Raw genomic sequence first — 20,862 nt, 5'->3', positions numbered from 1 at the left:
CCCCGCCGCCGACGAGGTCGTCGACGGCACCGAGATGCTGAGCCCCGAGCACCAGGAGCTCGCCCGCACCGTCCGCCGCTTCGCCGACGAGGTCGTCGCGCCCGCGAGCTACGAGTACGACACCGCGCGCCGCCTGCCGATGGAGATCATCGCTCAGATGGGCAAGATGGGCCTCTTCGGCCTGCCGATCCCGGTCGAGTACGGCGGGCAGGGCAAGGACTACATGTCGCTGTGCGTCGCCGTCGAGCAGCTCGGCCGGGTCGACCAGTCGATCGCGGTGACGCTCGAGGCGGGCCTGGGGCTCGGCGCGATGCCGATCTACCGGTTCGGTACCGAGGAGCAGAAGCGCACCTACCTGCCGGCGCTCGCTCGCGGCGAGGCGCTCGCCGCCTTCGGCCTCACCGAGGCGCAGGCCGGCAGCGACGCCGGCGCGACGCAGACGACCGCCGTGCTCGAGGACGGCTGGTGGCGCATCGACGGCACGAAGCAGTACATCACCAACTCCGGCACGCCGATCACCTCCGTGGTGACGGTCACGTGCGTCACCGGCCGCAAGGTCGGCAAGGACGGCCAGGAGAAGCCCGAGCTGTCGACGATCATCGTGCCGACGCCGATCGACGGCTTCACCGCGCTGCCTGCCTACGACAAGATCGGCTGGAACACCTCCGACACGCATCCGCTCGGCTTCGACAACGTGCGCGTGCCCGAGGGCAACCTGCTCGGCGCGCGCGGCAAGGGGTTCTCGAACTTCCTGTCGGTGCTCGACGAGGGCCGCGTCGCGTTCGCGGCGCTGTGCGTCGGCGCCGCGCAGGGGTGCCTCGAGCAGGCGATCGAGCGGGCCAAGACGCGCGTCGTCTTCGGCCGGCCGATCGGCGACAACCAGCACATCGCCTTCACGATCGCGCGGATGCGGTCGCGCGTGCACGCAGCGCGTGCCGTCATGCACGACGCGGCACGCCGCATCGACCAGGGTCTGCCCTTCACCGAGCAGGCGTCGCTCGCCAAGCTCATCGGCTCCGAGGCGGCGGTCGCGAACGCGAACGACGCGACGCAGATTTGGGGCGGCGCCGGCTTCATGAACGAGAACGTGGTGGCGCGGCACCTGCGCGACTGCCGCATCCTCACGCTCGGTGAGGGCTCGACCGAGGTGCAGCTCGCGATCATCGCCCGCTCGCTCGGCTTCGAGAAGTCGTTCGGCGCCTGACCCGCGCGCCTGTTGAGGGTTCGCGTCCGAGGTGAGAGCAACTCGGACGCGAACCCTCAACGCGCGGGCCAGCTCGCCGCCCGGCCGACGCGCCGTTGATAGCCTGCCCGCGCCGAGCGGACAGCGGGGGAGACGGCGTGGGGCGAGAGCGCACTGACGGGGACGACGAGCGACGCGACGGCGACGGGTACCGCAGCGAGCGGCACCGTGCTCGGGGAAGCCGCGGCCCGCTCGACTCGCCGGACTGGCACGCCGACGACGACGACGAGCCGATCCACGCCTGGGGCGCCGAGCGTCGCTCGCGCAGTGTCGCCGCGCGCGAGGAGGCGGCGACTAGCCACGGCATCCTGCGCGCCGACGCCGGCGCCGGCGCCGGCGCCGGCGTTCACGGTCACGGGCACGGCCACGGCGGCGGCACGGCGCAGCCGCCCAGCCGCCGGTCGCGCATGGTGCTCTGGCTCATCCTCGCGCCGCTGCTGCTCGCGACGCTCGGCGGCCTGGTCGCTCTCTGGCCGCAAGCCGACGCGATGCCCGAGCGGATGGCGTACCTGGGCGAGGGCGCGAGCGTGCTGCAGGCGACGGCGATCGGCGCCGCGAACCCCGAGACCTCGCTCGTCGCTGCGCAGCTGGACGACGGCTCGCTCGTCGAGGTCGTGATGTCGCCCGAGGCGGTCGCCGAGGTCGGCCCCGGCGACCGGATGCGCGTCTTCGACATCCCGGAGGCCGAGGGCTTCGGCACCTCCTACGTGTTCGTCGACTTCGCCCGGGAGGTGCCGCTGCTGCTGCTCGCCGCCGCGTTCGTGCTCGTCGTGCTGCTCGTGGCCCGGTGGCGCGGCCTCGCGGCGATCGTCGGGCTCGCCGGCGCCTTCGCGACCATCTGGGGCTTCGCGCTGCCCGCGCTGCTCTCCGGACGGCCGGCGCTGCCGGTCGCGCTCGTCACCGCGTCGATCGTGATGTTCATCGTGCTCTACGTCGCGCACGGCTTCACCACGCGCACGACGACGGCGCTGCTCGGCACGATGTTCGGCCTCGGGCTCACGGCGACGCTCGCCTGGATCGCGACCGGCTCGTCGCGCATCCTCGGCACGAGCACCGAGGAGTCGCGGCTGCTGTTCACCCAGACCACGGTCGACCTCTCGGACGTCTTCGTCTGCGGGCTGATCCTGGCCGGGATGGGCGTGCTCAACGACGTGACGATCACGCAGGCGTCGGCCGTCTGGGAGCTGCGCGCCGTCGCGCCGGGCGCTTCGAGGCGTGAGCTCTTCTCGCGGGCGATGCGCATCGGCCGCGACCACATCGCGTCGACCGTCTACACGATCGCCTTCGCCTACGTCGGGGCCGCGCTGCCGCTGCTGCTCGTGCTGTCGCTGACGGATGCGCCGCTCGACCTGCAGCTCACGACGGGCGAGGTGGTCGAGGAGATCGTCCGCACGCTCGTCGGATCGATCGGCCTGGTGCTTGCGATCCCCGCGACGACGGCCATCGCCGCGCTCGTCGTGCCCGGCGCCGAGACGATCTCGCGCTCGGCCGCGACGAGCGCGGCGCGGTCGGCGTAGGCGGAGCCGTCTTCGCGCGTCCGGATTGCTGGAGGATGAGCCGGTGACCTGCTACGAGCGACCCTCGATCGACGCGACCCTCTTCCGCGACGCCGCGGGCGAGGTCATCGACTACGGCGATCGGTGGGGAGGCGGGATGCCGCCGGAGGACACCTACTCGGTCGACACGCATCCGGAGCGCTTCGCACCCATCCACGCCGTGGCCGACGCCCTCATCGCCCACCTGCTGGCCGCCTACGACGTCGACCTGGACGAGGGTGACGAGGTGGTGGCGGACCTCCTGCACCCTGCCCGAGACGTGCAGCGCGCGGTCCGGATCCGTCCTCGCGATCCGGCGAGCGCGCCGCTCACCGTCGTCTTCACCGACTACCCGGGCATCTTCGTGCATGCCGGCCTGCTGCACGACTTCCACTATCCGGTCTGCGGCTGCGACGCGTGCGACTCCACCTGGGAGGCGGAGGCCGACGAGCTGGAGCGGCTTGTGCTCGCGGTCGTCGGCGGGCGCTACCGCGAGCGCGTCGGGCGCGGGTTCCGACCCTGGGTCGAGCACTCGCTCACCTTCCCCGACGGCTCGGCCTCCGGACAGTCGCCGGCGCAGGAGCTGCCTGCTGATCGCGTGCGCGCGGCCGCCCCCGTGCTGCGGCGCCTCCCCGATGGGTGGGCGCCGTGGCCTCCCAAGCAGCCCGACTCCTGATCCTGCTGGACGACGGGAGCGGCCGCTAGGCCTTCGCGCGCAGCTTCGCCGCGGCGGCCGCGAACGCCTCCACCTTGGAGGTCGGCCCATGCACGAGCAGGATGTCGCCGCGCTCGAAGCGGATCTCGACCGTCGAGAGGATCCACGAGCCCTCGCGCTTCACGGCGCCGATGCCGACGCCGTGCTTCGCCTGCAGTCCCAGCTCGCGCAGGGGCACGCCCAGCAGCGGCAGTGGCGCCTCGAGCAGCACCGCGGCGTAGCCGGCCTCGACCTCGATGAAGTCCTCGAGCGCGCCCCGCACCATGTGCGCAACGCGACGGCCCATGTCGGCCTCGGGGCGCACGACGTGCTTCACGCCCAGCTGGTCGAGGATCAGCGCGTGGCGCTCGTCGAGCGCCTTCGCCCACACCTCGCGCACGCCCAGGCGCAGCAGCTGGCTCGTGACCAGGATGTTGGCGGTGACGTCGGTGCCGATCGCCACGACGACGCGGTCGAAGTCGGCCACGCCCAGCTGCTCGAGCAGCTCCGGCTTGGTGGCGTCGCCCGTGACCGCGGCCGTGAGCCGACCGTTGAGCGCCTGGACGACCTCCTCGTCGGCGTCGATGCCGAGCACCTCGGTGCCGTGCGCCATGAGCTCGAGCGAGAGCGACGTGCCGAAGCGGCCGAGGCCGACGACGGCGACCGAGGAGGCGGATCCGATGGTGCTCGGATCGAAGGGGTTGCGGAGCCTAGCCAATGATGGGCCTTTCCTTCGGCAGCTCGAACGCGAGCCTGCGGGGTCGGAGGGCGAGCGTCGTGGCGACCGTGATGGGCCCGACGCGGCCGATGAACATGAGCAGGACGAGGATCAGCTGGCTCGGCGTGCCGACGGATGCCGTGATGCCGGTCGAGAGGCCGACGGTGCCGAACGCGGAGATGACCTCGAACAGCACGCGGTCGTGGTCGATGTCGGTGAGGTGCATGATCGCGAGCGTCGCGACGAAGCAGAGTCCGACCGAGAGCAGCGCGATCGTGATCGCTTCACGGTGCACGGCGCGCGAGAGTCGCTTGCCGAAGAGCGTCACCGTTGGATCGCCGCGGACCTCGGCGATGATGATCGCCGCGAGCACGCCGAAGGTGGTGATCTTGATGCCGCCGGCGGTGCCGGCCGGTCCGCCGCCGATGAACATCAGCACATCCATCACGAGCAGCGTCTCGGGGTGGAACGTGCCGATGTCGAGCGCGTTGAAGCCCGCGGTGCGGGTCTGCACGGAGTGGAAGAACGCCTCGAGGATGCGGACGCCCGTCGGGTGCGCGCCGAGCGACGCAGGATTGGCCCACTCGAGCACCGCGATCGCGACCGTGCCGAGGGTGAGCAGGGCGGCGGTGCCGACCAGCACGAGCCACGTGTGCATCGAGAACCGGCGCGGGTGCGGCGCGTGCTTGAGGACCTGCATGATGACCGGGAAGCCGAGGCCGCCGACGATGGTCGCGCCGGCGAGCGGCAGCAGGATCCAGGGGTCGTCGACGAATCCCATGAGGTTGTCGCTGAAGAGCGCGAAGCCGGCGTTGTTGTAGCTCGAGACCGCGTGGAACACCCCGAGCCACAGCGCGTGCAGCGGGTCCTCGCCGCGACCGAGCCAGAACCGAAGCCAGAGGATGATGGCGACGGTGCCCTCGACCACGAGCGCGATGCCCAGGATGTTCACGACCAGCTGGCGCAGCCCGCCGATGCCGGTCGCGTGCGCCTCCTGCGCGGTCGTCAGCCGCGAGCCGAGGCTCAGGCGCTTCACGATGGCGATGCCGACGAGGCTCGCGAACACCATCACGCCGAGGCCGCCGAGCTGGATGAGCAGCAGGATGACCACCTGGCCGAAGGGCGTCCAGTAGAGCGCCGTGTCGACGACCGTCAGGCCGGTGACGCACGCCGCGGAGACCGCGGTGAACAGCGCCTCGATCCAGCTGGCGCCGCCTGGACCCTGCTTCGACATCGGCAGCATGAGCAGTGCCCAACCGGTGAGGTTGAGCACGACGAAGCCGGTGAAGATTCGACGAGCGGGATGCTGGCGTTGCCAGAAGTGGGTGAGCCCCCGTTGGGGGCGCGTGGCGTGCACGAGCGACGACTATACGCCCGCCGATGTGACTTCCCGTCCCAACGTGTTGTAGAGTTATCTGGTTGCTCCGAGAGCAGCAGAGGGTCTGTGGCGCAGCTGGTAGCGCACCTGCATGGCATGCAGGGGGTCGGGGGTTCGAGTCCCCCCAGATCCACCAATGTGATGAGTCGCGACATAGGTCTTACCTGAGTCGCGACATAGGTCACGAAGAGAGAGCCCCTGGCCAACGGCCGGGGCTCTTCTCGTGTTGCGCTAGTAGCTACGGTCTGGGTCGATGTCGTCGGTGGCGATGACTTCGCCGGTCTCGAGGTCGACGACGGTGACGGTGTGGTCGTCGATGGCGGTGAGGACGCGTCTGCCGCGGCACTGGTTGCCCATGGCTAGGTGGTGGCTGCGGCCGGCTCTGCGGAGGCCGACGCGGCCCTGGTTGTCGACGCGGTCGTAGCGGAGCCGGAAGTGGCCGGGTTCGCGGGCGGCCACCCGATCCGAGCCATCGACGCGGAGGGAATCGGATCCGCCAAGTGCCGTGTGCACGAAGTCTGGCTGCTCGCGAGGAATGTACGGTGCCCTTCGTGCGCGCGAGCAACGCTGGCCCGGGCTCGGCGTCCGCGTTGGGCGCAAGCGCATCGCCGGACTGATGAGCCGCGATCAACCCGCCGGGTTTGTGCCTCGGGCGAATGCCACGACGCTGTGCCGTAGATGCTGTCTCAAACCATGCTCGCGAAATGAGGGATCGCCAGCCTCAGAACGAATGGGTGTCTCCTGCAGGCGATCTCCGATAGCCTCCGCGCGAGGGCGGTCTTGGGGTCGGTCATCGAGAAAGTTGACGCAGTGAGTTCGTCGCGACGGGAGTCGGGCACTGCTCAAGCGCGGAAGTGCGCGGAACCGTGCTGACCTCGCTGCTTCCAGGGCTCCGGCAACTGCGGGCGCCGCTCGCTGCGGGCTTCTTGTGGGTAGCCGCGCTGTGGCTGCTGATCGAACCGATCTGGCCGGAAAGTGCGAACGCAGGCGTAATCGGATCAGTAAGTCGGCTTCTCGGCTTCGCCAGCCTGATCGGGTTGACAGTCATCCTCTCGTTCGCGGCGTATCTAACCGGATCCATCTCGGTCTTCTTGTTCTCCGGCCTGCTTGCGCGAGTGATCAGGCAACCGAGAGAGGGGCTGCTCACGGCGCTGAGCTCGCTCTCGAAGGACGCCATCCGGTCCCTCGACCAGGTCGTGAGGGATGGACGCGAGCTCATAGAGGACGAACTTGCGCTCACTGGCGTGGATGTTGCCGAAGTCCTCAACGGGTCGGGTGAGCGGGCAGACGCTGGAGGTCGAATCGCAGCATTGCTTCCGCACGAGGCAACGGTGCTTCGCGCCCGTGATCGCCAGCGCCTTGCAGTGTTCGACGGACCTCGTGGGTCGCTCGATGTCATTGCAATCGAACGTCGAGAGCAGTTGGGGGAGATCGCAGCGCGTGTGCTCCGGGACCTTCCGGTAATCGCAGAGTCGCAGTTACTCGGAAAGGACCCTGAAGCGTTCTCCGCTGTCGACCGGAGCGAGACGGAGGTCGAGTTCCGGCTCGCCCTCGTCCCGGCGCTGTTCGGGTTGTGCGTGTCTGTCGCGGCCCTCGTGGCAACGCCTGCTTGGTCGATCGTTACGATCGGGATCGGCGCGCTTGTCGTCATTGCCTTGCTGCTCGACGCCGCGCGACGGCGGCGCGACGCGAACGCTCTGATCCTGACGCTGCTTGAACATAACCGCGCGATGTCGCCCTCGATCAACCGAGCGGTGACGCTCGCTACCCGGTTCGCCGATCAGAGGCCAGATAGAGTTCTTCGTCGAAACGGCGAAGAGGCAGCCCGACTACTTCGTCAATGTCTCGTAGAGGTGGATGCCTTCGCGACAGCCGTGGACGAGTACCTCCGGCACGTCGACTGGCTGATCGACTCGGGCTTTCTTGCTGGGAAAACTGAGGCGGTGAGAACCTCTGATGCGGCGCGCGGAGCGGGAGAGCGACTCGCGAAGTTGCTAGCTCGACTGATCCCCGGTGGTGTCGCTCTCCACCAGAGTGTCGATGGCGTGATCGCTCCGTTGACCCGAGTCTTTGACGACTCGCGCGCCTTCTTCGATGCTCATGCTGGCCAGGAGGTCGGTTCCGCACTCGAGGAACTACGTGAGCTCGTCGAACGGAACAACAGAGTGGTCCAGCGAGCGCGCATCGCGCGCGACGAGTGGGTGACCGAGATGCGGGACCTGGTGAAGCACCTCGCGGAGGAGGACGAGTTGAGATCTCGCGCACCGGTACGACGAGGGCAAGAGCGGGCGACCCACGCGAAACCGGTCGATGCCTGCCTTGACGGCGTAGAAGAACCTGATACGGACGTTGATGCGCCGCGCAAGAGTGGTTGATCGGCTCCATCGTCAGCGACATAACAGCGCGTTGCGAAGCCTGCAGCGTGCGGCGCGAAGCATTCCTATGGCGATGGCAGCGTCACCTCAGGGAACGGTCGTCTTGATCGATATCGTCGACATGGGAGTCATTGATCGTCGCCACGGGCGGCGGGTCGGTGACCGCCTGTTGCGGGCGATCCAGCGTTCAGTCCGAAAGCGGCTCGCGGCCGCGACGGTGACGCGCCTTCCAGGCGATCAATTCGCAGTGGTCCTCCCCACCGTTGCCGGGCAGGTCGACGCGGAGGCCGAGGTCGTCGAAGCCGCGAGACGCGCAGGCGTGCGGGGTCGTCGCGGCGAGGTCGTGCGCTCAAGCGCGCTGCCCGGCTCAGCGGCTTGGGGTGTGACGTCGGCCGCAGAGGCGCCCCTTTCGGCCGATCAAGCCTTCTGGGTAGCGGCGAAGCGCCTCGCCAACGCGAAAAGGCAGGCCGCATCGGGTCGAGCAACGGGCCCGCGACAGGTTTAGAAATCGAGGCTTACCTTCGCGCTCAGCCAGATCAAGCTCCGCGTACCGTCGTTCGAACGAAGTCGCCATTGCACAAAGGCCGGATGCTTGTGATCTTCCGCCGTGCCGCAGCCTCACAAGATCGGCGCCTGCGTTGTCCAGCACTTTCGGATGCGAGGTATCAGGTTGCGGGTGCCGCCTTCCGTCGGCTTCCCGTGGAGGGCCGCGGCAACCCGACCCGGTCGTCCGCTGGGCGTACGCAAAGTCTGCAGGCTGGCCTCGTGAGGGTAGCGCCGGATGCGCAGGGCGGTCGAAGCTTCCACGCCGTCTAAACGGCTCTCAAGGTAGATGGAATGTCTAGCCGCTATTGTCGCCGACTTACTGGCGCCGTGGTCCGTCCGATCGGATTCCGGGCGAGCGGTCGAGGTCGAGCGTTCCTGAGTGAGGCGGGGCAGTGTGACCTGACGCGATTGCGGCTTCTTGACTCATGCGCCAGTGTCAAGGCGAAACGTCCTGCGCACCAGATGATTATCCAGCCCCCGGGTGTAGTCGAGGTCTGCACGCGGTCGCAGCACGACGCGGACGATGAGCCGCTCGAGGGCGCCGATGCCCACGTGGTAGTCGCAGGACGCCCAGATCGCTACAGCGCCCGTGCCATCGGGGAAGGTCAGCGGCTTCCGGTACGCCTGGGTGCCGCCCTGAGAGATGACCGACGTCGGTCTCCGCGCATGTGGAGCGCTCCGATCGGGACCACCGAACACGTGGATGAGAGCCGCACTTCCTTCGGCGCTGCGGCCACCGGGAGATGCGCTCATCGTCGGTTCATCATCGTGAGCGCCGGCACCAGCGTCGACGGGTGTCGAGTACTTCACCCTGCAACTCACGCGGGTGACGACCAGCAGATTCGAGCCGAGGTTTGTGATGACCAGCGCCAGGTCGCCGGCGGGTCGACCGTTGACGATCCCCAGAGGAGTGAATTCGATGTCGAACTGCGCCCCGACGTTCGCCCGGACGAGTACGAACCGGACATACCCTCCGACAGCAACGAGGCCGGCGATGATGAGCGTCGTCAAGCTGAGGACTTCCGTCGTCGTCATCGTCGACTCCAAGTAGCGGCGCGGTGGCTGGCTGCGGTCACGGTCGATCCAGAGCAAGAACGCCCGCGACGACCCGCTCGGTTCGAGCGGGCGCGGGGACTTCGACCATCTCGCTCAGCCGGGCCTCACTGCGACCTGCTTGGGACCTGTGATCGCGACTGGCGCCTTGCGTGCCTTGAGGTCGCGCCCAGTCGCTGCGCTCCACTCGGTGATGATGCGCTGCACCTGGGGGCCGAGCGGGGCAGGAGCGTTCGTGGGTTGCGTCACGCCGTTCGGCACGTTCGTCGCGTACAGCAGCCAGGCGTCCCGGCCGTCCCGGAGTATCCGACGCTGCACCGTGCGCAGGACATCGGAGAGCGGTACGGCGAGACCGAACAGAGCATCCGATCTGCTGTGCGGCGCCATTCGCAGCTTCTCACCGATCAGCTTGAGCCTGCCGTCCGCGCTCACCGCCTCGGCGCGGAGGTCGCGGATCACGTCGTTGTTCGAGCTCAGCACGAGTTCGATCCATGAGGCGGCGGAGACGGCGGCGAGCTCTTCCCGCGCGAGGTTCCCGTTCTGCGTGCGCTCGTCGAGCATGAATGCGAGTTCCTCTGCGATGCGGTAGATGCGGTCGTCGTCGGTCTCGTTCATGCCGACCTGGTTGCGGATGTTCGTCACGGCTCGCCAGGACTCGTACAGCAGCTCCTCCAGCAGGCTCACGAAGGAGCTGTTGGCCGCGAGCGCCTTCGGGTATTCCGCCGGTCCGTTGACCTCAGTTCCGAACGCCAGCTCCAGCTTGAACAGCCGGGCGTACGAATTGCGACGCACGGCTTCGGCCTCGGGCCGCAGCTGACTCGTCGCACGGAAGGAAGGGAACGGTGCCTCTGCGCCGAAGAGCAACGCCTCGGTGATGTCCAGCCAGCGCTGGGTGAGCGGCGACGCCGAGCCGAGGGCCTCGCCCGTGCGGAACTCGCGCACGAGCCGACCGAAAATCTGCAGCGCCCGCGTGTTCTCGATCATGTAGGCGTAGATGAGGTGGTCCCACGCACGCCCCATCGGCAGCCCAGGGGCCGCCAACGGGGGCCATTGCGCGAAGTACCCCTCCGCGTGCCGCAGCCCTCGCGCCGGAACCGCCGGTTGTGTCGGGGACGTCGGAAGGACGGCAAGCGCCGGTGGTGGCTGGACGCCGAGCACGTTCGCCGCTTCCCAGGCCTGATCGACGGCGAGGAGGATGTCGTTCGGATCCGCTTGCAGGACCGCAGCGACGCTGACCGGAGTCGTGTTCCCCGCACTAATCATGCGCTCGATGAGTTGTCTGAACATGCTGCACTCCCTAGTTCCCGACCGGGCGCCCGAGGCGCTCGCGTTCCTTCTGCTCTTGCACGCCCTCGATCAGGGCAGCCCGTTCGGCGAGCAGCCACGCTTCCATCGTCATGGCTGCCCGATCGGTGGCGGGCACGTACGTCCAGGGTTCGATGCGCATGGCCGACCTGAGATCTGCACCTGCCATTGGCACGAGCACGCTCGCGAGCTTGAGCCACTGATCGTCGTCGAGATCGGGGCGTCGGAACACCAGCCCCCCGAGGTTCTCCTCGATGCGCTTCAGGTGCTGCGTCACGCCGTCAGGGAGCGCCTGCGCCCCGGCGGGATACTGGATGCTGGCCTTCAGCAGCTCGACGAGATCGGCGTTGCTCTTCGCCATCTGCTGCTGCTGCGCCGTGATCTGCTCCTGCTGGGCGGTGATCTGCTTCCACTGCTCCGCGATCTGCTGCTCGAGCAGTTCGTCCTCGGGGTTCCGGTCCTCCGACATCGCTCCTGTCCTCTCCTCATCCCGCCACGGCCACGCCGTGGAACCAGTTCCGGGCACGCGCCGCCCAATCGGCGGCGAACTGCGGCTGCTCTGCTTCCCTCAGCCCCGCGAGCGCGACGATCCGTATGCCCTCGCGTTCGCGGAGCGATGCGGACGACCAGAGCGCCGGACCGGCTTCTCGCTCGAGATCGGCGAGTGCGGATGGCGATACGCGAGCGGCCGGCAGCAGGCTTCCGATCGGCCTGCCTCCCAGCCCAGGAATGCGCGTGCTCTGGCACGCGCGTGCGATCCGCGGCAGCCGGGCGGCCGAGCCCTGCAGGACCTCCGTGAGCGCTCCGCCGGCACTCGCGACCGGATACGACTCGACGACGGCCGCGTCCAAAGCATCCCAAGGCCCCGGACCCCAGGCATCACGGCACAGCTCGACGCCGAGGCGAGTGCGCAACCAGCCGATGGGGTGCGGGTCGCCGATAGGCCAGCGGAAGATGGCGCGCTCGTCGCCCACCACGTCGTACAGGGCGGAGATCGAGGCGTAGCCGGTGTGCGCGAAGGCGAAGACGTCAGCCGCGATCTCGGATGCCCAGCCGCTCCAGACCGAGGCGAGCTGCGGGGCGTCGACGAGCTCCGACGACAGAGCATCCCGTAGCGCTGGCACCCAGCCAGTCATCGCGGCGACCTGGTGGCCGGTCTCGTGGAACAACGACGTGGGCCTGTACAGGTTGTGCCGAACGACCTTAATGGCGGCGACCGGGTTGACGCTCCCCGGCGACCAGAGGCGAATGCCCGCTCGCAGGATCGACGCTCCGAGTCCCTTGTCCACGTACGTGAGCGTCGGGGGAACGCGGAGCCCCACGGGCGCGAGCACCGAGCGCATGCTCGCTGTGGCGAGCCGGTCGAGCGTACGCAGCGCGTTCCCGAGCGGTACCGACGTACGGCTGTTGACTGCGTCACCGAAGAACTCCAGGGTGGTCTCGACCTGGGTGTAGCTGCGCCGGAGCTGCTGAACCGCCGCGGCGGCGGCCTGCACCAACGCCGGGTCGGACCGGGCGGACCGGATGACCGCGCGTGCCAGGCCAGCCTGGCGCACGAGCTCGTCAACGAGCTGGCCGAGCATCCGCCGCAACGGCAGCCCTGCTTCGTCCTCCACGCTCCGCCATGCGGACGGTGAGGCGAACTCCTCGGCGTCGGCGAACGAGCTCGCGGCCGCGAGCCAGTGCGCGAGCTGCCGTTCGAGGTCATCGACGACCACTCGGTGGGCGGCGACGGCAAGGGTCGCGCTCATGGACGCACCAGCCCAGGGCGGACCACCATGTCGATGCTCGGCGCGCCCCGGAACGCGCTTCCGTTGAGGATTGCCCGCGTGTTGGCGATGACGTTCCGGCCCGCGAGCACGTCGCCGATGGCCCGCAACCCGGGGACTCCGCGGAGCGTCACGACCAGGGTCACGCCGTTGGCCGGGTTGGCCGCCGCCCGCGCGAACTCGGCGGACTTTGTGCGGAGCCATCCGGCGATCGCCGGCAGCACCCACGATCGCAGGACCCGCGCCAGGGCGCCGATCACCTTCTGCGAGGCGGCGCGCAGCGCGCCGCCGATGAACTGCTCGTCTTCCGACTCCGCTTCCCGGACGACGCGCACGCGTCCGTCGGGATTCGCGAACGATCGCGCGACGCCCTCGTACACCGATGCGAGCGCCCGCAGCGCGGCCGCGGGAGCGACACCGCCGCGGATGTCGGCCGCGATGCGCTGAGCATCGTTCTCGGTGAGGTGCAGGGCGACCCGCACGATGGCCTGCCGGAGGTCGATGACGCACCAGCCTTGCGACGGCACACCCCTCGTCGCTGGCGCCGCCGAGCCGGCCGCCTTGCCGAGGCCGCCCGCACGCCCGCCGCCGAGTGCGCCGCCGGCGCCGATCGGCTCGAGGATGTAGAAGCGCTGACCCGCCGCGATGCGGCGACGGGAGCGCAGGAACTGCGGTGCGACGCGCACGCCGAGGCGCGGTTCGCGGAACAGTGCGGCTGCCGCGCCCGGTGTCAGCGGGTGGAACATGCCCGGGGAGGGGCGGAATGTGGTGAAGCGCTTCCGCAGGTCCGAGGCCACGGTGCGGAGGCTTCCACCCACGGCGACCTGCACGACGTGCACGCGGAATCGGGACGGCAGCGCGATCCCGCGGGACTTGAGCGACGCGGTCAATGTCAGCCCCCCGAACGTTCGGATGGCTCCGCCGAGCTGCGGCGTGATGGAGAGCTCCGGTCGTCGGTTCAGCACCCGGTACGGCGAGCGCGATCGCGGCCCGCGCGGGATGAAGGAGGCCTGCATGCTCGGCGCGAGCTGGAGCTCCTCGCGCACGACCGAGGCGGGGAAGTTCGCGGCGACCGCCTCTTCGAACGACTCCGAGAGCGCGAGCCGAAGCAGGTCCTCGTCTTCGAGCTGGAAGTCCTCGAGCTCCGCGAGACGGCGCGCTGTGTCTTCGACAGTGTTCATGAGGAGGGCCGCGGACAGGTCACGCTCGCTCTCTGTCTCGCCAGCCGAAGCCGCCTCGGACCCGGCCTCGAGCGTGGCGAGGCGCATTCCGATGTCCACGATCGCCACGGACAGCGGTCCGGCCAGCTTCGGTCCCGTCCACTTGCCGATGTAGTTGGCGAGGTACTTGGCGAGGAACCGGACGACTTTCGGCCGGCCGACCACCCGAACGCCGATGCGCAGCGCCGCCAGCACCGCAGGGATGAACTGCTCGATCGCCGGCGCGAGGTCTTCCGATTCGTCCGCGGCGGCGAGTCGATCGAGGAGAGCCGCGCGCGCTTCGGCGAGTGCCTCGAGCTCGCGCCCGTCGGTGACCGACTCGTACTGCCCCCCTTCGGACTCCGAGCCATCGAGGTACTCCGCCTCCGGCTGCTCGGATTCGGCTCCGAGCACCGCGGCCTCGGCGAGTGCCGCGTCGAAGCCCTCGGCGATCTGCTCGGGGTCGACGGCGAGCGACGGCACGGTGAGCACGACCCCTTCGTCGAGCGATTCGATCTCGAACTCGAACTCGTCCTCCGACTCGCCGGTGATGAGCAGCGGCCGGATGAGGGTCTTCAGCCGGCTGAACACTGCGCGCAGGGCCGGCGCGATGACGGTGCGCCCCACCGCCTTGGCCTTGCTGACCACGAACGAGGCCGCCCGCTTCGCCTTGCGGACGATGCCGCCGATGAACTCCTCACCAGCAGGGGTCAGCCGGTACGCTTCCGCATCGACTCGGTCCAATTGCTCGGCGAGCTGCACCTCGCTGAGCGAAGCGAGGTCGAGCTGCTCCAGCGATTCGCGGAGCCGATCGATGTACGTCTCACCAGCAGCCTGGATCGGAGCGAGATAGGCCTCGCCGCTCCGCATCCCATCCGCTCCCTCGAACGCGAAGCCGGCACCGCCGATGGCCTCGGCCGTCTCGTCCGCGAGCTGTTCGAGCGCCTCGTCGAAGGCCTCGTCTCGGAGCTCGGCATAGGCTTCCCCGAACCCCGCCTGCGCCTCAGACCCGTGGGAGACGTCGCGCTCGCCCTCGAAGGACTCAGCGAACGGGTCGAAGCCCTCCGTCCAGGGTGTGAACCCCTCATCGGCCGCCTGGTGCTCCGCCTCGGCTTCGAACTCGCGCTCCGCAAACGGGTTCTCGAGCTCGTCGAAGCTCTCTGTCCCGAACCGGGTCGGTTGATCGATCATCGACATGTCCGCCACCTCATTCGTCGCTGGTGCGATCAGCCCACACCAGGACCGGTTCCACAGAGAGGAACGGGATGTGCAGCACCGGTTGCGGGGATGCGACCGAGGACGCCCGCCGGCTGCTCCCGCGCCGTCCTCGGTCAGCGGCCCAGCCGAGGCTCTCCGCGTTCCGCGTTCGTTCCACGGACGTTCCTCGCACCCACGGGCCGCGGAAGCTCGCGCGGCGAAGGTGGCTCAGTTGCCGGTCACGCCACCTGCTCGACGGATCGCCGCCGTGAACTGCGCGGCAGGCCGCAGCCCGAGCTCGTTCTGCAACCTGGCGGCGAACGTCTCGCCCAGCGAAGCCGCGGCGTGCCGGTTGCCCTGAGCGAGGTGCGCGCCGATGAGCGCTAGTGCAGCGCTCTCGCGAAAGGGGTCGGCGGCGAGCGCAGCCTCGCCCGCCCGGACGGCGAGGAGCGCCCGACCACGCTCGATGAGCGTCCGGCACGCCGTTTCGAGCGCAGCCACCCTGAGGGACGCGAAGGCGTCGCGGAAGCCGTCGATCCACTCGTCGTACCAGCCGGTCAGCACGTCGTACGAGAGCAGCTGCACATCGGCGAACTCGATGGCGTCCCCGGAGAGCGCCGAGGCCGCCGCAGCGTGTGCATGGATGATGTCGATGTCCGCACGGAGCCGCAGCTCACCGTTCGAAGCATCCACGAGCCCGTCTGGGATCTGCCAGACGGACTTCCGGAGGTTGGCCCTGCTCTGCTGCCGACCCGCGAACGGCCAGAGCGCTTCCGCGACCTCATCACGGCTGGCGCGGCCGTCGGCCAGCGCCAGATACGCGACGGTGCGAGCCGCCCCGCTGGCGAGCCGACTCTCCGGCTCGACAGTGAACCTCCCGAGGACGTGGACGGACAAAGAGCTTCCGTCCATGTCGACGCCCCCGTTCCCGCATCGCGGCGCGGCCGGCTGCGCGTACGAACAGTCCAGCCCCCTCGTTGCAGACGGTACACGGCAGAGCGGGTTGCGTTAATGGCAGACATGCACCGGAGTTCCGGGCGGCACGCTAGGCCGAGGAGCGCCCCGAGGATCGCGAGCATGGGCACGACCCGCCGAACCGGCCCGACGCTGGCATCGCGCGCGGGGATCAGCGACGTCCGGTCGCACGGCGACCGCTGTTCGTCCAGCACCTCGGTGAGGGCGCCTCCGCCAGCATCTGATCATCCCCGCGGACGACACCGATCCGCCGCTCGTCCGACGCGACTAATCGGTGCCGCGGGTCGAATGGAGGCATGACAAGACGCCACGCTTCCCTTGCCGCAGTTGCGGCCGCCACCCTCGCCGTCGCCGGACTCACCGGGTGCTCGAACATGACCGACCTGTTCGAGAACGTGCACAGCGAGTCCTTCGACACCCGCGCGGATGCCGCGAGCGGTTGGGTCGGGGTGCCCATGCCGGAGTGGCTGCCCGGCGATGCTGCGAACGTCCGCACGACCGCGACGATCGACGAGACGAACGCGGTCATCGCGTTCACCGGCAGCGAGCCGAGCGGATGCACGGTCGGCGAGCGCTCCTCGTTGCCGTTCGACGGACGCTACGGGGGCTTCGAGGAGGGCAGCGAGCTGCCCGACGAGGTGCTGCAGTGCGGCCCCTACGAGGTGCACGAGACGGACGGGGGCTGGCTCGCCTGGTTCACCGCGACGGAGCCGGGGGAGACGCCCGCCTCCTGATCGGGCGAGGAACGCCTGGGCTGATACCGCCCTGATACCGGCTCGTGACAGAACGGTCATCCCATCTGACGGGCAGCAGCCCGACGCCCCAGGAGATGACATGCGATCCAAGACTTCGCGGATGGCGGTGCTGCTCGCACCCTCCTCGTGACGATGTCGGTCGTCGGGATGGCGGGCCCGACCACCGGCGGCCACGGGCACGACGAGTCCGGCCCACCGGATGCATCCGTCGCGAGCTGGGATGCCGTCGGCACCCAGGCGTTCACGGCCGCCGCGCTCTCGCCCGCCGAAGGGCACACGATCTTCGGGTACGTCGCCATCGCCGTCTACGACTCGGTGATGGCCGTCGAGGGCGGGTACGAGCCGTTCCTGGTGGACGCGGATGCGGCCGACGGTGCCTCTGCGGAGGCGGCGGTCGCCGCTGCCGCGCGGAGCGTGCTGAACCACTACCTGCCGGCTCAGTCCGCCTCGATCGTGGAACCTGCCTACGCCGCAGCGCTCGCAGCGATCCCGGACGGAGCGGCCGAGACCGACGGCGTGGCGATCGGCGCGGAGGTGGCTCGCCAGCTGATCGCGCTGCGCGCGGGTGACGGCTTCCGGGCGCCGGCCACGTACACGCCGCCGAACCCGCCGATGCCCGGTGTCTGGCTGCCCACCGCGCCGACGCCGCCGATCGGCGTCTACCTCGGCGACGTGGCGCCGTTCTCGCTCGCCGCTGCCGACCAGTTCCGACCGGCCGGTCCACCCGCGCTCGGCAGCAGGGCGTGGGCGCGCGAGTACAACGAGGTGCGGGAGATCGGGTCGAGCACGAGCACCACGCGCACGCCCGAGCAGACCCTGGCGGCGCGGTTCTGGGCGGAAGCACCGGTCCAGCAGGCACGTGGCGCGTTCCGCGCCTTCGTGCTCGAGCGTGAGCTCGACATCGTCGGTGCGGCACGGTTCATGGCGATGATCTCGGTCACCTACGCCGACGCGCTCATCGCCTGCTTCGACGCCAAGTACCACTACACGTTCTGGCGACCGGTCACGGCGATCCGAGCCGGCGACACCGACGGCAATCGCAGGACGGCGGGCGATCCGACGTGGTCGTCGCTCCTCGCGGGCGCGCCGAACCACCCGGAGTATCCGAGCGCACACGGCTGCATCACACCGGCCGCCGGGTGGGTGATCGCCAGGTTCCTGCACACGTCGCGGATCGACTTCACGATCCCCAGCCTCACGGGGCTCGGCGATCGCACCTTCGCACGCCCGGGCGATCTGACGAACGAGGTCAGCAACGCGCGCATCTGGGGCGGCATCCACTTCCGCTCTGCCGTCGAGGACGGCGTCGGCATCAGCCACCGGGTCGCGCTCTGGGTGATGATCCACCACTTCCACCCGACGCGCGGCTGACGGCACGAGCGCTCTCCAGGCGGCATCCGCCGTCTTGACGGGCGCGCTCGCCGGGGTCACAGTGGCGCCATGGAGGTGCGCGTCCTCGGAGCGCTGACCCTCGACGGCGGCCGCGTCACGCTGGCCCGGCGGGATCGGGCGGTGATGGGTGCGCTCGCCGTCCGGCTGGGGGCCTCTGCCTCGGTCGAGTCGCTCGCGGCGGCGCTCTGGGGCGATCACCGGCCCGCGTCGTGGACGCACGTGATCGCCGGGTGCATCATGCGGCTGCGGCGACGCATCGAGCCCGCGCGCATCGAGACCACCGCGCGCGGGTACCGATTGCTGCCGGAGCACCTCGAGGTCGACGCCGCGCGGTTCGAGCTGCTCGCGGCGCGGGGCAGCGAGCAGCTGGAGATCGGGGAGCCGGAGCGCGCGGCGCACACCTTCGCGGATGCGCTCGCCCTGTGGCGGGGGGAGCCGTTCGTCGAGCTCCTCGACTGGCAGCCGGCGCAGATCGCGTCCGGTCGCCTCGACGAGATGCGCCTCAGCGTCGAAGAGCTGCTCCTCGATGCGGAGCTGCAGGCGGGGGAGGTGCAGGGGGTCGCCGCGGCGGCGTGCGCCCGCGTGGCCGAAGCGCCGCTCCGCGAGCGCCGCTGGGTGATCCTCGCCGTGGCGCAGTACCGCCAGGGTCGGCAGGCGGATGCGCTGGCCAGTGTGCGCAGGGCTCGGCGGCTGCTCGTCGCGGAGCTCGGGCTGGAACCGTGCACGGAGCTCGCCGACCTGGAGGCCGCCATCCTCCGCCAGGATCCCCGCCTCCTCTCCGAGCATGTGCTCCGGATCGCGAGCCCGGAGTGCCCGTACTTCGGCGCGGAGCCTGCGGGGACCGGCGACGCGGAGCGCTACTTCGGTCGCGAGCAGGAGCTGGCCGCAGCCCTGCGGACGCTCGATGAGCACGGCATGCTGCTGGTCGCCGGGCCATCGGGCGTTGGCACCTCGTCGTTCGTCAGGGCGGGTGTTGGCGCCCAGCTCCTGGCGCGCGGCGTGGAGGTCGCCGTCGTGACGCCGGGGGAGCATCCGATCGACGCGCTTCGCGACGTCCGACTCCCGGTCGGGTCATCGCTCGTCATCGTCGACCAGTGCGAGCGGGCGTTCGCGGCAGAGGATCCCGGCGAGCTCGACGAGTTCTTCGCCCTGCTCTCGCGCATCGCGCTGGCGGGGATGCTGGTCGTCGCGATCCGTGCCGATCACCTCGGGAGCCTGGCCCGCCGCGAGGGGTTCGCGCAGACCGTCCGGTCGCACCTGCTGATGCTCGCCCCGCTGGACGTAGCCCGGCTCCGGCGCGTGATCGAGCAGCCCGCCGAGCAGGCCGGGCTCATCCTCGAGCCGGGGCTCGTCGAGATCCTCCTCCGCGACGCCACGGGGCGGGCGCTCCCGCTGCTCTCCCGTGCCCTGCGCGAGGTCTGGGCGCGCCGCGAGGGGCGCGTGCTGACCGTCGACGGGTACCGGGCGTCCGGTGAGATCGACGCTGCGGTCGCGACGACGGCAGAAGGGGTCCTCGCCGCGCTGTCGACGGACGAGGCGCGGCTGCTGCGCGACATCCTGCTGCGCCTGGTCGAGGTCACGCCCGACGGCACGATGCTCGCCCGTCGGATCGAGCGCTCGCGCATCGCGATCGACGACGCCCATGCGCGGATCGTCGATCGGCTCGTGGATGTGCGCCTGCTCACGACCGATGAGGAGGCGGTGCAGCTGTCGCACGACGGGCTCGCTCGCGCCTGGCCGCGGCTCGGAGACTGGCTCGCGGACGATGTCGAGGGGCAGCGGATCATGCGCCACCTGGGCTCCACCGCAGCCGCCTGGGAAGCGATGGGCCGACCCGACAGCGAGATCTACCGCGGTAGCAGGCTGACGAGCGTCCGGCGCTGGCGAGCCGAGGTCCATCCGGCGCTCAGCGCGGTCGAGCGAGCCTTCCTCGACGCCTCGACGGCGCATGAGACCGAGGGACTCGTGGCCGTGCGGACGTCGCTGCCCGATCTCCAGTTGCTGCGGCGCATCTCGAGGTAGCCCCGCGTCGAGCCGCCCGAGTACGGTGAGGTCCGCGCACGGTCTGGTGACCGGCAGACGGGCAGGCATCGATGGCCATGACGACGGCGCACGTGATCAGGCCGCTCACGCCGGAGACGTATCCGGCATGGCTCGCGCTCGCGCAGAAGCACAACGGCGTCTGGGGCGGGTGCTTCTGCTCGTACTTCCACGGCGACACCGACCTCACCGTGAAGCGCGAGCACGACGGGCCGACGTTCAAGCAGCGACTGGTCGCGGAGGGCGTCGCCCACGCCGCCCTCGTCTTCGACGGCGACGACGCGATCGCCTGGTGCCAGTACGGCAGCCCGGCCGAGCTGCCGGGCATCTATCACCGCAAGCAGTACGACGCGGGGGAGACGAGGCCGGCGCCGTGGCGCATCACCTGCTTCTTCGTCGACCGGGACCACCGACGCTCCGGCGTCGCTCGGGAGGCGCTGGATGGCGCGCTCGCGCTGATCGCGCAGGCGGGAGGGGGCGAGGTCGTCTCGTTCCCCAACGAGCTCGTCGCCGGCAAGCGGACGTCGTCGTCGTTCCTCCACAACGGCACCCGGGCGATGTTCGAGCAGGCCGGGTTCACCTTCGAGCGGCACATCGGCAAGAGCAAGACGGTGATGCGGAAGACGGTGCAGCCCGCCGGCGGCTGACGCGCGCGGGCGGGCTGCTGCCGTCCGTCAGCGGCGGCCGC

The 20,862-nt window shown here is 69.9% G+C and carries 18 protein-coding genes and 1 tRNA gene; 10 read left to right on the top strand and 9 right to left on the bottom strand.

What is annotated here, in order from left to right; translation table 11 throughout:
- Positions 1-34: 34 nt before the first annotated feature.
- The 3 genes from ABIB37_RS13320 to ABIB37_RS13310 all read left to right on the top strand — a co-directional run bounded on the left by ABIB37_RS13320 (position 35) and on the right by ABIB37_RS13310 (position 3,454).
- The gene (locus ABIB37_RS13320; RefSeq protein ID WP_502914072.1) at positions 35-1,204 is read left to right on the top strand and encodes an acyl-CoA dehydrogenase family protein; all 1,170 of its coding nucleotides are present in this window, start codon (positions 35-37) and stop codon (positions 1,202-1,204) included.
- Positions 1,205-1,341: 137 nt separating this feature from the next.
- Complete coding sequence (locus tag ABIB37_RS13315) at positions 1,342-2,760, top strand: YibE/F family protein (protein WP_354261142.1); 1,419 nt, start codon at positions 1,342-1,344, stop codon at positions 2,758-2,760.
- 43 nt (positions 2,761-2,803) lie between these two features.
- Complete coding sequence (locus ABIB37_RS13310) at positions 2,804-3,454, top strand: DUF6226 family protein (protein WP_354261140.1); 651 nt, start codon at positions 2,804-2,806, stop codon at positions 3,452-3,454.
- A 25-nt stretch (positions 3,455-3,479) separates the two neighbouring features.
- On the opposite strand, the gene ABIB37_RS13305 is transcribed toward ABIB37_RS13310, so the two are convergent.
- Both ABIB37_RS13305 and ABIB37_RS13300 read right to left on the bottom strand, forming a co-directional pair.
- Positions 3,480-4,190 (bottom strand): potassium channel family protein, encoded by a 711-nt coding sequence (locus ABIB37_RS13305; protein ID WP_354261138.1) that lies wholly within the window; start codon positions 4,188-4,190, stop codon positions 3,480-3,482.
- A complete protein-coding gene (locus ABIB37_RS13300) occupies positions 4,183-5,547 on the bottom strand; it encodes a TrkH family potassium uptake protein (RefSeq protein WP_354261136.1) in 1,365 nt (454 codons plus the stop codon). The genes ABIB37_RS13305 and ABIB37_RS13300 overlap by 8 nt, the downstream gene beginning before the upstream one ends.
- A gap of 81 nt (positions 5,548-5,628) precedes the next feature.
- Between ABIB37_RS13300 and ABIB37_RS13295 the strand changes: the two genes are divergently transcribed.
- Positions 5,629-5,704, top strand: a tRNA-Ala gene (locus ABIB37_RS13295).
- A 95-nt stretch (positions 5,705-5,799) separates the two neighbouring features.
- On the opposite strand, the gene ABIB37_RS13290 is transcribed toward ABIB37_RS13295, so the two are convergent.
- Complete coding sequence (locus ABIB37_RS13290; RefSeq protein WP_354261134.1) at positions 5,800-6,027, bottom strand: hypothetical protein; 228 nt, start codon at positions 6,025-6,027, stop codon at positions 5,800-5,802.
- A gap of 578 nt (positions 6,028-6,605) precedes the next feature.
- On the opposite strand from ABIB37_RS13290, the gene ABIB37_RS13285 reads away from it, so the two are divergent.
- A complete protein-coding gene (locus tag ABIB37_RS13285; RefSeq protein WP_354261132.1) occupies positions 6,606-7,943 on the top strand; it encodes a hypothetical protein in 1,338 nt (445 codons plus the stop codon).
- A 67-nt stretch (positions 7,944-8,010) separates the two neighbouring features.
- Complete coding sequence (locus ABIB37_RS13280; RefSeq protein ID WP_354261130.1) at positions 8,011-8,448, top strand: diguanylate cyclase; 438 nt, start codon at positions 8,011-8,013, stop codon at positions 8,446-8,448.
- Positions 8,449-8,912: 464 nt separating this feature from the next.
- On the opposite strand, the gene ABIB37_RS13275 is transcribed toward ABIB37_RS13280, so the two are convergent.
- The 6 genes from ABIB37_RS13275 to ABIB37_RS13250 all read right to left on the bottom strand — a co-directional run bounded on the left by ABIB37_RS13275 (position 8,913) and on the right by ABIB37_RS13250 (position 15,909).
- Positions 8,913-9,524 (bottom strand): hypothetical protein, encoded by a 612-nt coding sequence (locus ABIB37_RS13275; protein ID WP_354261128.1) that lies wholly within the window; start codon positions 9,522-9,524, stop codon positions 8,913-8,915.
- Between the two features lie 114 nt (positions 9,525-9,638).
- Complete coding sequence (locus tag ABIB37_RS13270; protein WP_354261126.1) at positions 9,639-10,829, bottom strand: hypothetical protein; 1,191 nt, start codon at positions 10,827-10,829, stop codon at positions 9,639-9,641.
- 10 nt (positions 10,830-10,839) lie between these two features.
- A complete protein-coding gene (locus ABIB37_RS13265; RefSeq protein WP_354261124.1) occupies positions 10,840-11,316 on the bottom strand; it encodes a hypothetical protein in 477 nt (158 codons plus the stop codon).
- Between the two features lie 16 nt (positions 11,317-11,332).
- Entirely contained in the window at positions 11,333-12,598 is a 1,266-nt protein-coding gene (locus ABIB37_RS13260; RefSeq protein ID WP_354261122.1) for a hypothetical protein, read from the bottom strand.
- The gene (locus ABIB37_RS13255; RefSeq protein WP_354261120.1) at positions 12,595-15,012 is read right to left on the bottom strand and encodes a hypothetical protein; all 2,418 of its coding nucleotides are present in this window, start codon (positions 15,010-15,012) and stop codon (positions 12,595-12,597) included. The genes ABIB37_RS13260 and ABIB37_RS13255 overlap by 4 nt, the downstream gene beginning before the upstream one ends.
- A gap of 228 nt (positions 15,013-15,240) precedes the next feature.
- Positions 15,241-15,909 (bottom strand): AfsR/SARP family transcriptional regulator, encoded by a 669-nt coding sequence (locus ABIB37_RS13250; protein WP_354261118.1) that lies wholly within the window; start codon positions 15,907-15,909, stop codon positions 15,241-15,243.
- Positions 15,910-16,361: 452 nt separating this feature from the next.
- Here ABIB37_RS13250 and ABIB37_RS13245 point away from each other — a divergent pair, with 452 nt between their 5' ends.
- The 4 genes from ABIB37_RS13245 to ABIB37_RS13230 all read left to right on the top strand — a co-directional run bounded on the left by ABIB37_RS13245 (position 16,362) and on the right by ABIB37_RS13230 (position 20,821).
- Entirely contained in the window at positions 16,362-16,721 is a 360-nt protein-coding gene (locus ABIB37_RS13245) for a hypothetical protein (RefSeq protein ID WP_354261116.1), read from the top strand.
- A 153-nt stretch (positions 16,722-16,874) separates the two neighbouring features.
- Positions 16,875-18,113, top strand: coding sequence for a vanadium-dependent haloperoxidase (locus tag ABIB37_RS13240; RefSeq protein WP_502914071.1), 1,239 nt, complete (start codon positions 16,875-16,877; stop codon positions 18,111-18,113).
- A 69-nt stretch (positions 18,114-18,182) separates the two neighbouring features.
- Positions 18,183-20,156, top strand: a complete 1,974-nt coding sequence (locus ABIB37_RS13235; RefSeq protein ID WP_354261112.1) for an AfsR/SARP family transcriptional regulator — start codon at positions 18,183-18,185, stop codon at positions 20,154-20,156.
- 71 nt (positions 20,157-20,227) lie between these two features.
- Positions 20,228-20,821, top strand: coding sequence for a GNAT family N-acetyltransferase (locus tag ABIB37_RS13230; protein WP_354261110.1), 594 nt, complete (start codon positions 20,228-20,230; stop codon positions 20,819-20,821).
- Positions 20,822-20,862: the final 41 nt, after the last annotated feature.

It is taken from the genome of Agrococcus sp. UYP10, assembly GCF_040547205.1.
GTDB lineage: Bacteria > Actinomycetota > Actinomycetes > Actinomycetales > Microbacteriaceae > Agrococcus > Agrococcus jenensis.
This window is presented reverse-complemented; position numbering and strand designations above follow the sequence as displayed.